The sequence below is a fragment of the Bradyrhizobium sp. UBA2491 genome, assembly GCF_002341725.1.
In the GTDB taxonomy this organism is placed as follows: Bacteria; Pseudomonadota; Alphaproteobacteria; order Rhizobiales; family Xanthobacteraceae; genus Bradyrhizobium.
Genome location: NZ_DDOP01000006.1, coordinates 70779 through 85673, shown reverse-complemented (window position 1 = coordinate 85673; position 14895 = coordinate 70779). Strand labels below are relative to the sequence as shown.

Here is a 14895-nt window from a genome sequence, read left to right as displayed (position 1 = left end):
GAGGTGGACCGTCGTTGCGGAGAGCGGCCGCGAGTATTTTCATCGTGCTTAGTTCCTGATGTCCATGGCGCTGCGCATGCCGTCGCTGAGCAGATTGAAGCAGATCGAGACCGCGAAGATCATCGCACCCGGCAGCGCCGCGACCCATGGGTTGACATAGATCGCGGTGCGCAGCGTATTCAGCATCAGGCCCCATTCCGGCTCCGGCGGCTTCGTCCCCAGCCCGAGGAACGAGAGACCGGCGGCCAGGATCATCGACACCGAGATCAGGCCGGTGGCGTAGACGAAGATCGGGCCGAGCACATTGCCGAGCATGTGGACCCGCATGATGGTGAAGGGACCGGCGCCGGAGGCGCGCGCCGCCTCGACGAAATCCATGTTGCGGACGCCGGTGGTGACGCTTTCGGCGACGCGGGTGATCTGCGGCACGAACACGATGGTCAGCGACACGATCGAATTGGTGATGCCGGCGCCGAGCGCGCCCGAGATCGCGATCGCCAGCAGCACCGACGGGAAGGCATAGAACACGTCGACGGTGCGCATGATCGCGGTGTTGAGCTTACCGCCGACATAGCCGGCGACGAGGCCGAGCGAGGTGCCGATCACGAAGGCGAGAATCACCGGCAGGATACCGATCACCAGCGACAGCCGTCCGCCATAGATCAAGCGCGCCAGCATGTCGCGGCCGAGTTCGTCGGTGCCGAGCGGATAGCCCGGCGTGCCGATATGGCGGAGACGGCGGATCATCGAACCCTGATAGGGATCGGCGAGATGCAGCCACGGCGCCAGCAGCGCCGAGGCAAAGATCAGCAGCAGGATGATGGCGCAGGCCATGCTGACCTTGTCGCGCCGGATCCGTCGCCCGACCGTCGCCCAGTAGCCGCGCGCCTTGCTCGCGGGTGCAGCCTGCAATGCAGTATCTGACATCGCACTCATAGGACGGCTCTTGGTTGGAGCATGATCTCCGCGCAAACGCGTTCCGCGTTTGTCGCGACGGAAAACCGGTCTCCACTTTTCCGGATCATGCTCTAGCTCCGCTTGATGCGCGGATCGATCGCGGCCTGCGCGATGTCGACCAGGAGATTGAGCAGCACGAAGAACAGCGCCAGCACCAGGATCGTGCCCTGCAGCAACGGCAGATCGCGCTGGAAGATCGCCGAGTTCAGCAGCAGGCCCGAGCCCGGCCAGGAGAACACCGTCTCAATCAGGATCGAGCCGCCGAGCATATAACCGAGTTGCAAGCCCATCACCGCGAGCGCGGTCGGTGCCGCGTTCTTGACGACGTGGCGAAACACGTGGGTCTCGCGCAGGCCCTTGGCACGCAGCGCCTCGACGAAGTCCTGGCTCAGGATGTCGCCGGTCAGCGCGCGCACGGTGCGGGTGACGATGCCCATCGGGATCACCGAGGTGGTGATCGCCGGCAGCACCAGATAGCGCAGATGCTCCCAGTCCCATGCCCAGGCCGCGGAGCCGCCGGGTCCGGCGCCGACCGCAGGCAGCCAGTTGAGCTGCACCGAGAAGATGATGACCAGCACCATACCGAGCCAGTAATGCGGCAACGAGACGCCTGCGATCGCGATCGAGGTCGCGACCTTATCGACCCAGGTGTCGCGGAAGTAGCCGGCGATCAGCCCGAACAGCAAGCCTAGCGTGAAGCCGATCATTGCGGCGGCGACCGCCAGCATCACGGTGTTGCCGACCGCGCGCATCACCTCCGACAGCACCGGGCGCCCGGTCGCGATCGAGTTGCCGAGATCGCCGTGGATCGCGCGCCACAGCCACAACCCGAACTGCACCGGCAGCGGGCGGTCGAAACCATAAGCCGAGCGCAATTGCGCGGCGAGCTCCTGCGAGGCATCGGCCGGCAGCACCGCGACCAGCGGGTCGCCAGGCGTGATATGCACGAGCAGGAAGCACACCAGCGCGACGCTGAGCACGATCGGAATGACGTAGACGATCCGTCTGGACGTATAGGCGAGCACGTTGCGTTCTCTCTTGCTTCTCCCCTGGTGGGAGAAGGTGGCGCGCAGCGCGCGCCGGATAAGGGGTTCTGTCCGCGGCCAAAGTCACTTCACATCGGCGAGAGGAGCATCCGCGGAGATAACCCCTCACCCGGCTTCGCTCTCGCGAAGCCACCCTCTCCCACAAGGGGAGAGGGTGCACCGGTCTATGCGTCCCGTGTCACGGCGCGACCGTGACCGGCGAGAAGTCGACGAACCAGCTCTTCGGCTGCACGAAGCCCTTGATCTTCGGGCTCATCGCCCGTGGCGCGACGTCGTGGGCGACGAACAGGAAGGTTGCATCGTCGACGGATGCCGCATGCAGCTCGGCCAGCGCCGCGTCGCGGGCCGCGGGTTCGAAGGTCTGGCGGGCCTTCTTCACCAGCTCGTCGAACTTCGGATTGTTGTTGAAGCCCCAATTGTTCGAGACCGGCGGCGCCATGCCCGATTGCAGGAAGCGCACCAGCGCGAAGAACGGATCCATCGCCGCGTAGGTGACGTTGATCGCATTGCTACCATTGGCCGACGGGTCCTTGGCACCGCGCCGCCAGTTGGTGAACAGCGTGTTCCACTCGATGACATCGAGCTGCACATCGAAGTAGCACTCCGCCAAAGCCTGTTGCAGATATTCGTTCATCGGCAACGGCAGCATCTGGCCCGATCCCGACGCCGAGGTCTGGATCTTGACCGTCAGCTTCTTGTTCGGGCCGAAGCCCGCCTCCTGCATCAGCTTTTGCGCAGCCGGCTTGTCATATTTGATCTGGAAGGTCGGGTTGCCGCGCCACGGATGACCCGGCTCGAACGTGCCGGTGGCCGGCACCATCAGTCCCGCGAGCAGGCCATCGCGCAACCCTTCGCGATCGATGCAGAGATTGGCGGCCTTGCGGACCCGGATATCGTTCCACGGCGAGCCCTCGACGCGGGAGAACTGCCACGGCCAGACATGCGGCTCCTCGTTGGAATAGAGATTGAAGCCGCGCTGCTTGATCTCCGGCAACGCATCCGGCGCCGGCGCCTCGATCCAGTTGACCTGCCCGGACAGCAGCGCGGCGGTGCGCGCATTGGCCTCCGGCATCGGCAACAGCACCATCTTGTCGGTCTTCGGTACGCGGGCCTTGTCCCAGTAGTTCTCGTTCTTCACCAGTTCGAGCCGCTCGCGCGGGGTGAAGCTCGACATCTTCCAGGGACCGGTGCCCGAGGCGTCCTTGGCGAACGCAGCCCATGCGGCCTGCGACTTCGCCTTGGCGTCGGCGCCTTCGGCCTTGTCGTAGAACTGCTGCCACTTGGCCGGGCTCGCCATGAACAGATTGGTGAGGTTGATCGGCAGGAAGCTGTCCGGCTCCTTGGTGGTCAGCTCCACCGTCATGTCGTCGATCTTGCGCGCCGAGACCAAGGTCGGCATGCGCGAAGCGGTGACGCCGACCTGGCTCGCGTCGTATTGCGGCGCGTCCTGCTTCAGAACCTTGTCGACGTTCCAGACCACCGCATCGGCATTGAACGGCGAGCCATCATGAAAGGTGACGCCGGGACGCAGCTTGAAAACCCACTTGGTCTTGTCGGCATCGTCGACCTTCCACTCGGTGGCGAGGCCCGGGATCATCGCGCTGGCCTTGTCCGACGACGACAGGTCCCACATCGTCAGGGCGTCATACATCGTCAAGCCAGTGAAGCGATTGCCTTCGAAACCCTGGTCGGGCTGCCCGAGCGTGCGCGGAATATCGGCGGCCGTCATGCCAATACGCAGCACGGTCTCGGCGCTGGCGATCGCCGGCACGCAATTGGCCATCGCGAGCGCCAGCATCATCGCTGCCGCATTGGTCTTCCTGTTACGCATCTGAGCAACCCCTTCGAGACTGGTGACGTTTTGGTGATTATTTGTTGGGCAAGCGTATGCAATGCCTGTGCCAAGGGGAATAGTTCTTCAGCAAATGACCGCCGGGCGCGTCATTTCTTCCCACCTCGCCCCTGCACCGCACAAAGATGCCTATTCTGGCATCATGCTTGCACCATTCGGCTCCGACGTCCCACCAACGGAGCCTTTACATGCGTGCGCGCAATTCGATCCTGACGGCGGCTGTGGCGCTTGCCCTCATCACGGGCTGGCCTTCCTTGTCCGCGCAAGCGGAATCCATTGTGCGCTACGGCATCTCGATGGCCGACATTCCGCTGACGACGGGCCAGCCCGATCGCGGTGCCGGCGCTTATCAGTTCACGGCCTACACGATCTACGATCCGCTGGTCGCCTGGGAGATGGACGTTGCCGACCGGCCGGGCAAACTGGTGCCCGGACTCGCCACCGAATGGAAGGTCGACGACAGCGACAAGACCAAATGGCGTTTCACGCTGCGCAAAGGCGTCAAGTTTCACGACGGCAGCGATTTCAACGCCGATGCCGTGATCTGGAATCTCGACAAGGTGCTGAATGACAAGGCACCACAGTTCGACAAGCGGCAGAGCGCGCAGGTCAAGACCCGCCTGCCTTCGGTTGCGAGCTACGCCAAGATCGACGATTCCACGATCGAGATCACGACCAAGACGGTCGATTCGTTCTTCCCCTACCAGATGCTCTGGTTCCTGGTCTCGAGTCCCACGCAGTATGACAAGCTCGGCAAGGATTGGGACAAGTTCGCGAGCCAGCCCTCCGGTACCGGCCCGTTCAAGCTGACCAGACTGGTGCCGCGCGAGCTCGCCGAGCTGACGAAGAATCCGGATTACTGGGACAAGAAGCGGCTCGCCAAGGTCGACAAGATGATCCTGATCCCGATGCCGGAAGCGCTGACCCGCACCAATGCGCTGTTGGCCGGCCAGGTCGACCTGATCGAAACACCGGCGCCCGACGCCGTGCCACAGCTCAAGGCCGCCGGCATGAGGATCGTCGACAACGTGACGCCGCATGTCTGGAATTATCATCTGAGCGTGCTGCCAGGCTCGCCCTGGACCGACATCCGGCTGCGCAAGGCGCTCAACCTCGCGATCGATCGCGACGCGGTGGTCGGCCTGATGAATGGTTTGGCGAAGCCGGCCAAGGGCCAGGTCGACCCGTCCAGCCCGTGGTTCGGCAAGCCGAGCTTCGAGTTGAAATACGACCTCGCCGCAGCGAAGAAGCTGGTCGCGGAAGCCGGCTACTCCAAGGACAAGCCGCTGAAGACCACCTTCATTATCGCCCAGGGCGGTACCGGGCAGATGCTGTCGCTGCCGATGAACGAATTCCTGCAACAGAGCTTCAAGGAGATCGGCATCGACATCGACTTCAAGGTGGTCGAGCTCGAGACGCTCTATACGCACTGGCGCAAGGGCGCGGCCGACGAGATGAACGCCGGCATCACCGCCAACAACATCGCCTATGTCACGTCTGATCCACTCTATGCCATCGTGCGGTTCTTCCATTCCGGCCAGGTGGCGCCGACGGGCGTCAATTGGGGCGGCTACAAGAACCCGAAGGTCGATGCGTTGATCGACGAAGCCAGGCAGACCTTCGACACCGCGAAGCAGGACGCGTTGCTCGCGCAAGCTCACGCACTGATCGTCGACGATGCCGCGCTGGTCTGGGTGGTGCACGACACCAATCCGCACGCACTATCGCCGAAGGTGAAGACCTTCGTGCAGGCGCAGCATTGGTTCCAGGATCTGACGCAGATCGGGCTGGAGTGACCTTCTCCGCCGTCGTCCCGGCCTAGCGCGCAATTGCGCACGGGGGCCGGGACGACATCGCCTACTTCGTCGTCAACGCGAACGCGCCATCCCAATCGACCGGCGGCGGTTCGGCCTGGAAGGCGCGAATCCGTGCCTCATAGAGACTGTAGAGATACTGCAACGTCTGCGCCTCATCGGTCTTGCGGCCGCGCTCGATCGCAGCGAGTGCGCCGTCCCAGTCACGGCCACGGTAGCAGGCGAGCATCTCGATGGTCAGGTTGCGCAGCCGCTGGAAGCGCCCGGAGTTCGCCACGTCCTCGCGGCCGGCGATCGCGTAGATCACCTCGGGCTCCTTCTTGCCCTTGACCATGATGAAGTCGAGCTCGAGGATCGCGAATTTCTCCTTCACCGCGAGCGCGGTCTTCGATCCCACGATGATCGGGAAGCCATATTCCTTGGACTGTCCCTCGAGCCGCGAGGCCAGGTTGACGCTGTCGCCGAACACCGAATAGTCGAAGCGCACGTCGGAACCCATATTGCCGACCACGCAGGTGCCGGTGTTGAGACCGACGCCGATGTTCAGCGGGACATAGACATGCCCGCCATCCCGCGCCTCCTGCTCGCGCTCGCGGTTGAGGTCGCCGATGCGCTCCAGCATGTCGAGCGCGGCGTCGCAGGCGTTAATCTGGTGCTGTCTGTCGTCGAGCGGCGCATTCCAGAACGCCATGATGGCGTCGCCCATATACTTGTCGATCGTGCCCTTGCGGGCGAGGATCGCGTTGGAAAGCGGAGTGAGGAAGCGATTCATCAGCGCCGTGAGGCCCTGCGGGTCGCTCTTGTAGGTTTCCGAAATCGAGGTGAAGCCGCGCATGTCCGAGAACATGATGGTCATCTCGCGCTCCTCGCCGCCGAGCACCAGCCGCTCCGGCGATTGCGCCAGTTGCTCGACCAGCGCGGGCGACATGTACTGCACGAACTGCGACCTGATCTGCCGGCGCTGCTGCTGTTCGCGCACGAAAGCGGAGAAGATCAGCGTGAGGTAGATCGCCGTGGTCGACATCAGCGGGTAAGTGAAGTCGATCAGGAGCCGATGCTGGGCATAGAAGTACCAGGAGGTGCCGATCAGCACCGAGGCGAACAGCCCGCCGACCGCGACCAGCGTCACCGGGCCGAACTTCGGGGCGAAGGCGATCACCAGCAGACCCATGACCAGCGCGGCGAGGAATTCGATGCTGATGCCGTAGTTCGGCTGCGAGACGACGTCGCCGGTCAGCGCGCTCTCCAGCACCTGGGCATGAACCTCGACGCCGGGCATCGCCGGCGTCACCGGCGTCGTCTTGATGTCGTTCAGTCCGATCGAGGAGGTGCCGATCAGGACCAGCTTTCCGGCGATCTTGTCCGGCGCGACACGTCCCTCCAGCACGTCGATGGCCGAGACATAGATCGAGGGATCGCGGGGCGCGTAATGAATCCAGAGCTGGCCATTGCGATCGGTCGGGATCGCAAAACCCTTGACGCCGAGGCTCTGGATGCCGGCCTCGTCGGCCTTGATCAGGATGGTGCCCGTGCCGCTCGCCACACGCAGCATCTCGAAGGTCAGCGACGGCATGGTGATGCCCTGGGCGACCATGATCATCGGCACGCGCCGCACGATACCGTCGCGTTCCGGCTTGATCGTGAACAGGCCGCGTCCGGCCGCCGCCTCTTCGAGCACAGGCACGTTGCGCAACAGCCCCGGAAACTCGACCATGAATTGCTGCGGCTCCTCGCCGAGCATCGCAAATCCTGTGACCGGCAGCTTTTCATTGAGGTCGGCGCGCACATTGGGGCCGCCGGATTCGCCGAGCACCACGCGCGAGCTCTTGATGGCGTCGGCCAGGATGCTGTCGTTGCTCGGCAGCTGCCGCAACCTGGTGCGCATCTCCTCGTCGAGGCTGCTGAAGGTGTCGGCCGCGATATCGGGGTTGAGCCGGTCCGGCTCGGAGAACACCGCGTCGAAGGCGATCACCACGGCACCGAGCCGGGTGAGATTGATCACGATGTCGGCGATCCGCGTGCGGGGCCAGGGCCATTGTCCGAGCCGCGGATCGGCGAGGCTCTTCTCGTCGATGTCGACGATGGTGACCGGATGCGCAGCCTTCTTGCGGGGTTGGAGCACCTGAAAGGTGTCAAACATCCTGACACGAATTTCCTGAACCGGAGCCGGGTCCGCGGCGCGCAGCGCGGCCACGCCGATCAGCAGCCCGACGCAGGCCAGCCGCGCATAACCGAAGCGCCGTCCGAACCACCTTCGTATCGCCCTCAGCCGTTTCATGCCGTCTGGATATCACGGTCGCGCGAGCCGATCACGCGCGGACTTTCGCAACGGCCGGCTCGGCCGCCCTCAGGCAATGCCGCCGGGATGAAGGATGAAGTCGTTGATGTGCAGGTTCGCCCGATTGACGTTCGTCAACATGATCGAATCGTTGGCATCGAGGTGAATCAGCGTGCCGTTGGCGAGCTGTTCGACGGCGGCATTGTTCAGCCAGGCGTTGAACGAGTCGGCATCGCCGGCAACGAAGGGCGAATAATCGAACAGGTTGATCTTGTCGATGCCAGGCTTGAAATCGGTGATCGTGTCGTTGCCGGTGTCGGCCCTGAACACGAACTGATCGGCGCCACCACCGCCGGTCAGCGTGTTGGCATGGCTGGTCGCGAAGATCACGTCGTTGCCGGCGGTCCCTTGCAGCGCGATGTTCGGGCCCGAGGTCGTCAGGTTGAAGATCAGATTGAGCGTGTCGCTCGCACTATGGCCATCGGTCACCGTGAGCGCGACCTGATCGGTCACCGGCGGCGTATGGCCGGGATCGGTGAAGGTAAGGCCCGTCGACCCGAGCGCGGTGTTGATGTCGGAGAGATGGCCGAGCAGCGTCGTCGGCGTCACGCTGTTGCCGGAACCGGGCGGCGTCGACGCGGCCAGGGTGAATATCTCGCTGGCCGCGGCATCCGCGTCCGTCACCGTCAGGCCGGTGATCGTTTCGGTCCCGTTGGGATTCTGGATCAGGCCGATATTGTCGGGATGGATAATGGGCGCATCATTGGCGCCGATCACGTCGACGGTCAGCGTTGCGACCCCGACGGCGCCATGCATGTCGATCGTCTCGACACTGAACGTATCGGCGAAGGTCCCCTCGCCCAGCGCGTTGATCGCGGCCGAGTCGGGAACGTAGGTGTAGGTGCCATCCGCATGGACGGTGAGCGAGCCATAGAGACCCGCGATCGGCGTGTTGACCGCGAGATGGCTCGAATTGAGCGCGGCATAGGTCAGCGTCGCGGTTTCACCCTGGTCGACGTCATTGCCGTGGAGTGTCCCGGTCAGCGGGCTGAACGTGTCGTTGGCCGCGGTATCGACCAGCGTGCCGGCAAGGACGTTGGCGAGCGTCGGCGCGTCGTTGGAGCCGTCGATCGTGATCGTGATCGGCTGGGTGACGACGCCGCCATGATGGTCGTCGATCTGGATCGTGTAGGTCAGCGTCAGCGTCTGGCCCGCGGCGAGATAGTCGAAATTCTTGTCCGCCGCCGAGAAGGTCCAGGTCGACGCTCCCGTCACGCCGCCGGTCGCGTCCGTCAACGTGCCGAGCGAGAGCCAGTTCAGGATGGTGGACTCGTCCTCGGTCAGGCCCGTGGTTGCGCCGGCCTCGGCGACACCGGTGATGGTCACCGCGTGGGTGTCGCTGAGATCGGCATCGGTGAACGTCACGGTGCCGGATGCGCTGTCCGGCTTCGACGACCCCGTCGTGTCGGGTTGCTCAATGATGGTCGCGGCCTGCGCCGCCGACGTGATGACCGGCGTATCGTTGCTGCCGACGATCATGATGATCACCGGCTGGCTCGCGATGCCGCCATGGTGATCGTTGACCTCGACCGTGTAGGTCAGCGTCAGCGTTTCGCCGGCAGCCAGATAATCGAAATTCTTGTCCGCGGCCGAGAAGGTCCAGAGCTGTGACCCGGTGATCCCGCCAGTCGAATCGGTCAGCGTGCCCAGCGAGAGCCAGTTCAGGATCGTCGATTCATCCTCGGGCAGGCCCGTGGTGGTCCCGGATTCCGCCACGCCGGTGATGGTCATCGTGTGGGTGTCGCTGAGATCGACATCGACGAACGTCATCGCGCCGTGGGCGACGTCGGGCGTGAGCGAACCGGTCACGCCGGGCGCCTCGGTAATCGTCGCGGTCGACGGCTCCGAGGTGAATGTCGGCGCGTCATTGGTCCCGGTGACGGTGATGGTCACGGGCTGGGTGACGACGCCACCATGATGGTCATCGACCTGGATCAGATAGGTCAGCGTCAGCGTCTCGCCCGCGGCGAGATAGTCGAAATTCTTGTCGGCCGCCGAGAAGGTCCAGGCCCGCGATCCGGTGACACCGCCGGTCGAGTCGGTCAGGGCGCCGAGCGACAGCCAGCTCAGGATCGTCGACTGATCGGGAAGGCCCGTAGTAACGCCCGCCTCGGTTACGCCGGCGACCGTGACGCTGTGGGTGTCGCTGAGATCGACATCGGTGAACGTCACCCTGCCGGACGCGACATCATGCGTCAGCGAGCCGGTCACGTCGGGGATTTCGGTGATGGCCGCCGCCTGGGTCGGCGAAGTGATCACCGGCTTGTCGTCGGTTCCGACGATCGTGATCGTGACAGGGAGCGTGACGACGCCGCCATGATGATCGTCGATCTGGACCGTGTAGGCCAGCGTCAGCGTCTCGCCCGCGGCAAGATAGTCGAAATACCTGTCGGCAGCCGAGAAGGTCCAGGAGCGCGATCCCGTCACGCCGTCGGTCGAATCGACCAGTGCCCCCAGCGACAGCCAGCTCAGCACGGTGGCCTCGCTGGCGAGCCCCGTGGTGACACCGGCTTCGGTGACGCCGGTGATGGTGACGGAGTGGGTGTCGGTCAGATCGACGTCGGTGAATGTCACCGTGCCGTGTGCGGTATCCGGAACGGTGGAGTTCGTCGTCCATGGCTGCTCGACGATCAAACCGACCTGTGCCGAGGACGTCACGACCGGCGCATCATTGGTACCGGTAATCGTGATGGTGATGGTGTTGTACCCGGTCTCGTTGCTCAGCGCGAAATTGTTGTCGACGCGCACCATGTAGGTCAGCGTCAGCGTTTCGCCGGCGGCCAGGAAGTCGAAGGCGCCGTCGGCCAGGCTGTACGTCCACCTTGCCGAGCCGAAATTGCTGTTCAGCGGATTGGGATCCAGCAGCAGCGGGATCTCAACGGCCTTGATGGCCGCCAGTTGCACCGCCGTCAGCGACGAGGTCACGTCGTTGCCGCTGGCGTCGTGGTAGTTGAACGCATTGAAATAGGCCGTCGCAGTCGGCGTGTCGCCAAGATTGACGTCCACCCACGAGATCCCGCCCGTCACGGTGTCGGGCACCCCGCTATGAGTCACCCCGGGCTGCTCGGTGAACTCCGCATTCTGCGTCACGACTTTCGGCGGCCCGGCGACGTGCTGGGACCCCGCGGCAACGGCCTGCGGGATGGTGACGCCGGAGATCGACAGCAGCACGGTGGTCGGCACGACGACGTCGCCGCCAGCGAGCTTGATACCGATCGTGACCGGGATGACGCTGTCAGTGAAGTTCGTCGTGAGCTTGGTGTTGGGATTCGAATTGTCGGTGAACTTCAGCGCGAAGACGTCCGAAATGAGCTTCTGCGCATCGGTCGACAGTTGCGCCGACGAGACGAAGCTGACGCTGCCCTGGCCGTTGACGATGGTCTGGGTGCCGGCCTGATCGACGGTCGCGATCGGATTGAGCGTCGTCTTGTCGAACAGGATGTATGAGCCCGTGGTGCCATCGGGCTCGACCAGCACCTGGAATTTGGCTGGCGGGACGCCGCCGGTGCCCTGCACGTCGAAATCGATCTCGACCAGCACCGCGGTGCCGCGGATGCCCATGGTCGCGACCGGCGTGTCGACCTTCATGTCGCCGTGCTTGGCGGTCGCACCGGCCACGAACGAGATCGTGCCCGAAACCAGGCTCATCAGCGACGAATTGCTCGACCCGTTCGGGTCGTAGATCATCTCGTTCAACACCATCTTGGCGTTCGGTCCGAGACCGAACACGGTGCCATCGATGAAGGTGATGCCGAGCGTCGAGTCGCTACCGGATTGCACCACGTCGCCCTTGTTGACGTTGTCACCCTGGTTCAGGATGATCGCGACGCCGTTGCGAATGGCGGTGGCACTTCCGGTCAGCTTGGTGACGTGGCCGATGACCTTGGCCGGTTCCGCGGCCCCCCCAGCCTGCGCGTACTGGGTATAACCGGTGAGCGCGTTGACGAGGTCGCCGGTGAGATGCGCACCCTCAGGCGACGCCAGCGCCGCCCGGTGCTCGCCCTTGAAATAGTCGCGCAGAACCAGTTCCCGGTCGTCCTTCGCGATGACGAGGTCGAGCCCGGTCCGCTTGAAGTCGCCGGTGAACAGCAATTGCCCGTCGTCGACCGTGATCGCGCCGGGCGGCGCATGTGTGGAGACGCTGTCGACATGAACCGACCCGCCACGGGCATAGGCGTCCGTGTCCGGCAAAAAGCCGTCGAATTTATCGACAAAGTTCACGGGCGGCTCACCGCACGATGGTTAAAATTCTTAAGGTATCCAAATGAATGCTTATGCATATCACTGGATAAAGCCTGGCGAAACCATGTCGTGCTTGCGCACGGTGCTCCGGCCGCGCCTTCTTGCCGGGTCAGCTCCGGCCCCCTGTCTCGCGACTCGTGTAGTTCGGACTCGATAAACGGTATCATGAGGTGGGATTCGGGCCAAGATGGGTATTGAGCCACGTGTTCGTGGTATCGATCGACATCACTCTACTTGCCTCTATTTGCCCGCAGTCCCGGGCCGGGAGTTAACCGCAAACTTCCGGCTAAAGCTGTGAATTAGCTTACAAATTACAGCAGCCCTGCGCGCGGACAGCCGATTGCCCGAATCCAAGCGTAAGGCGGCGCGAGGGCAGAAAAGGTTCGCTGGTTCCCTTCACAAACCGATAAAGTTTTCGGGACCCTGACCACGCGACCTTCAGCCTCTTGCCCGGTTTCCCCACATCTTAAGCGGATTCAAAGGGCCGTCTGCCATGTTGGTGGCATTGAAACGATCCGGTCACGTGCGCGGTGCAGCATGCGCCCGCCGATGCCCGGACAGGGGTGTCACATGGGATTCTCGCTTCGCTCGCGCACGCTGCGTGCCGTCATGCTGGGGTTCGGCCTGGCGCTGACCGCCCCGATTGCCGAGCTCAACGCCGCGTCGCTGCTGTCGCCCGGCCCGGCAACATTGATCAGACAATCGACCGAGCCGTTCGGCCAGCGGACCAGCCTGCTCGCCGGCGGCGGCCTGCACGACAAATGGCTCGGCGTGCAGCGCCAACTCGCGGGCGAAATGGTGCAACTCGCGATCTGCGAAGGCGACCGTGAGGGTTGCGCGTCGCAAGAGGCGTTGCGGTTCCTGGCGATCGTCGATGCCGGACGGGCGCGGGACGGCCGCGCCCGGTTCGGCGAGATCAACCGCGCGATCAACCTGGCGATCCATCCGGCCAGCGATCTGGCCGCCTATGGCGAGCCCGACGTCTGGGCCACGCCGCTGGCCACCTTCGCTCGCGGCAGCGGCGACTGTGAGGATTATGCGATCGCGAAATTCGTGGCGCTGCGCGAGGCCGGCGTCGCGGCGGACGACCTCCGCATCGTCGTGATGCACGATTTGCTCGGCGGCGAGGACCATGCCGTCGTCGCGGCGCGGCTCGCCGGCCACTGGCTGATCCTCGACAACCGCCGCATGGCGATGATCGAGGATTCCGATATCAGGAATTTCCGGCCGACCTTCGTGATCGACCAGCATGGCGTCAGCCGCTATGTCGATGCGCCGCTCGTCACCGAGGCCGCGTGGCGGCCGGCCGTGCCGGCGAATTGAACCGAACTTTCAAATACATTCCGTCATTGCGAGCGAAGCGAAGCAATCCATCCCTCCGTGGAGAGATGGATTGCCTGGTCGCGATGCTCCTCGCAACGACGGCAGGCGGAGTCCCGGCCCGCTCAGAACATCAGGTTGTCCTTCACCAGAACCCAGCGGCCGGCTTTCACCTGCTGCACCTGGGTGATGGTGTTGGCGAGATGATCGGTCTTGGAGAACTTGGTCGGCGGCGAATTGAAGATGTCGAGGAACTTGTCGCCTGACTCCAGCGAATCCAGCATCTTCTGTCCGGTGAGATCCTTGCCCGCTTTCTGGGCGTAGAACGCAAAGGTCATCACCGCATTGTAGCCGATGATCGCCTGGGTGTTGGCGTCGGTGTTGAACATCTTCTTGTAGTTGACCAGCCAGTCCTTGACCTTGCCCTTGGCCGTGTCCTCGTAGGGGATTTCGAAGCCCGAGGCGGCATAGAGCCCTTCGACGGCCTCCTTGCCGAGCGCCGGCACTTCGAGCACGTTGGTCGGCGTGGCGCCGAGGAAGGTTACGTCCCAGCCGAGCTTCTTGGCCTCGTTCATCGCGCCAATGGTCTCGCGGATCACGGTGCCGAGCACGACGAGGTCGCAGCCATCGGCCTTCATCTTGGCGATCTGCGCCGAGAAGTCGGAGGCGCCGCGCTTGTAGCTAGTGATCGAGGCCGGCTGCACCTTCATCGCCGCGAGCTGCTGGGTGAAGCCGTCGAGCACGTTCTTGCCGTACTCGTCGTCCTGATTCATGATGCAGGGCTTCTTGAAGTTCTTCCACTCCATCATGTATTTGAGCGCGGCGCGCGTGCTCTCGACATAGGGCAAGAGGTTGTTGAACTTCAGCCGCTCCTGCGGCTTGTTGGGATCGAACTTGAAGGTGAATTCCGCCGCCGTGAGCGGGAACAGTTGCAGCACGCCGGCATCGAACAGGATGTCCTGCGCGGCGAGCGTCGGTGCCGAGCCCATCGAGCCGATCATCGCAAAGATCTTGTCGCGCTCGACCATCTTCTGCGAGGCCAGCACGCCCTTCTTCGGATCATAGCCATTGTCTTCCAGGATCAGCCTGATCTTGCGACCGTTGATGCCGCCGCCGGCGTTGATCTCCTCCACCGCCATCTTCATGCCGTTCGACACCGGCACGCCCCAGACCTTGATCGGGCCGGACAGGTCCTGATGCGTTCCGATCACGATCTCGGTCGGCGAGATACCCTCATTGGTGACCTTGGTCTGGGCTGCGGCCGGCAGACAGGTCAGCGCCAGCGCGCTGACCGCAAGGCCCAGCGCCTTCAGCGATTTCGACATT

Annotated in this window: 8 protein-coding genes; 2 read left to right on the top strand and 6 right to left on the bottom strand. The window is 63.7% G+C overall.

The window, feature by feature from the left end; genetic code table 11:
* Nucleotides 1-48 precede the first annotated feature (48 nt).
* The 3 genes from B2W55_RS01800 to B2W55_RS01790 all read right to left on the bottom strand — a co-directional run bounded on the left by B2W55_RS01800 (nt 49) and on the right by B2W55_RS01790 (nt 3834).
* The gene (locus B2W55_RS01800; RefSeq protein WP_029879182.1) at nt 49-936 is read right to left on the bottom strand and encodes an ABC transporter permease; all 888 of its coding nucleotides are present in this window, start codon (nt 934-936) and stop codon (nt 49-51) included.
* 92 nt (nt 937-1028) lie between these two features.
* The gene (locus B2W55_RS01795; RefSeq protein ID WP_024581640.1) at nt 1029-1982 is read right to left on the bottom strand and encodes an ABC transporter permease; all 954 of its coding nucleotides are present in this window, start codon (nt 1980-1982) and stop codon (nt 1029-1031) included.
* A 199-nt stretch (nt 1983-2181) separates the two neighbouring features.
* The gene (locus tag B2W55_RS01790) at nt 2182-3834 is read right to left on the bottom strand and encodes an ABC transporter substrate-binding protein (RefSeq protein WP_024581639.1); all 1653 of its coding nucleotides are present in this window, start codon (nt 3832-3834) and stop codon (nt 2182-2184) included.
* Between the two features lie 209 nt (nt 3835-4043).
* Between B2W55_RS01790 and B2W55_RS01785 the strand changes: the two genes are divergently transcribed.
* Nucleotides 4044-5651, top strand: a complete 1608-nt coding sequence (locus B2W55_RS01785) for an ABC transporter substrate-binding protein (protein WP_024581638.1) — start codon at nt 4044-4046, stop codon at nt 5649-5651.
* A gap of 61 nt (nt 5652-5712) precedes the next feature.
* Here B2W55_RS01785 and B2W55_RS01780 read toward each other — a convergent pair whose 3' ends face one another.
* Together B2W55_RS01780 and B2W55_RS01775 are read right to left on the bottom strand one after the other, a co-directional pair.
* Nucleotides 5713-7947: a CHASE2 domain-containing protein gene (locus B2W55_RS01780; RefSeq protein ID WP_024581637.1), complete on the bottom strand. Its 2235-nt coding sequence runs from the start codon at nt 7945-7947 to the stop codon at nt 5713-5715.
* Nucleotides 7948-8016: 69 nt separating this feature from the next.
* A complete protein-coding gene (locus B2W55_RS01775; RefSeq protein WP_024581636.1) occupies nt 8017-12228 on the bottom strand; it encodes a VCBS domain-containing protein in 4212 nt (1403 codons plus the stop codon).
* A 591-nt stretch (nt 12229-12819) separates the two neighbouring features.
* On the opposite strand from B2W55_RS01775, the gene B2W55_RS01770 reads away from it, so the two are divergent.
* Nucleotides 12820-13572 carry a transglutaminase-like cysteine peptidase gene (locus B2W55_RS01770; RefSeq protein WP_024581635.1) on the top strand — a complete coding sequence of 251 codons (753 nt, stop codon included), beginning with the start codon at nt 12820-12822 and terminating at the stop codon, nt 13570-13572.
* Nucleotides 13573-13694: 122 nt separating this feature from the next.
* On the opposite strand, the gene B2W55_RS01765 is transcribed toward B2W55_RS01770, so the two are convergent.
* Nucleotides 13695-14894 carry an ABC transporter substrate-binding protein gene (locus tag B2W55_RS01765; RefSeq protein WP_024581634.1) on the bottom strand — a complete coding sequence of 400 codons (1200 nt, stop codon included), beginning with the start codon at nt 14892-14894 and terminating at the stop codon, nt 13695-13697.
* Nucleotide 14895: the final 1 nt, after the last annotated feature.

What these genes read in the sequence shown, in the direction of transcription:
- B2W55_RS01765 (WP_024581634.1), bottom strand. Translation starts at nt 14,894, where the DNA reads ATGTCGAAATCGCTGAAGGCGCTGGGCCTTGCGGTCAGCGCGCTGGCG.
- B2W55_RS01770 (WP_024581635.1), top strand. Translation starts at nt 12,820, where the DNA reads ATGGGATTCTCGCTTCGCTCGCGCACGCTGCGTGCCGTCATGCTGGGG.
- B2W55_RS01790 (WP_024581639.1), bottom strand. Translation starts at nt 3,834, where the DNA reads ATGCGTAACAGGAAGACCAATGCGGCAGCGATGATGCTGGCGCTCGCG.
- B2W55_RS01800 (WP_029879182.1), bottom strand. Translation starts at nt 936, where the DNA reads ATGAGTGCGATGTCAGATACTGCATTGCAGGCTGCACCCGCGAGCAAG.
- B2W55_RS01780 (WP_024581637.1), bottom strand. Translation starts at nt 7,947, where the DNA reads ATGAAACGGCTGAGGGCGATACGAAGGTGGTTCGGACGGCGCTTCGGT.
- B2W55_RS01785 (WP_024581638.1), top strand. Translation starts at nt 4,044, where the DNA reads ATGCGTGCGCGCAATTCGATCCTGACGGCGGCTGTGGCGCTTGCCCTC.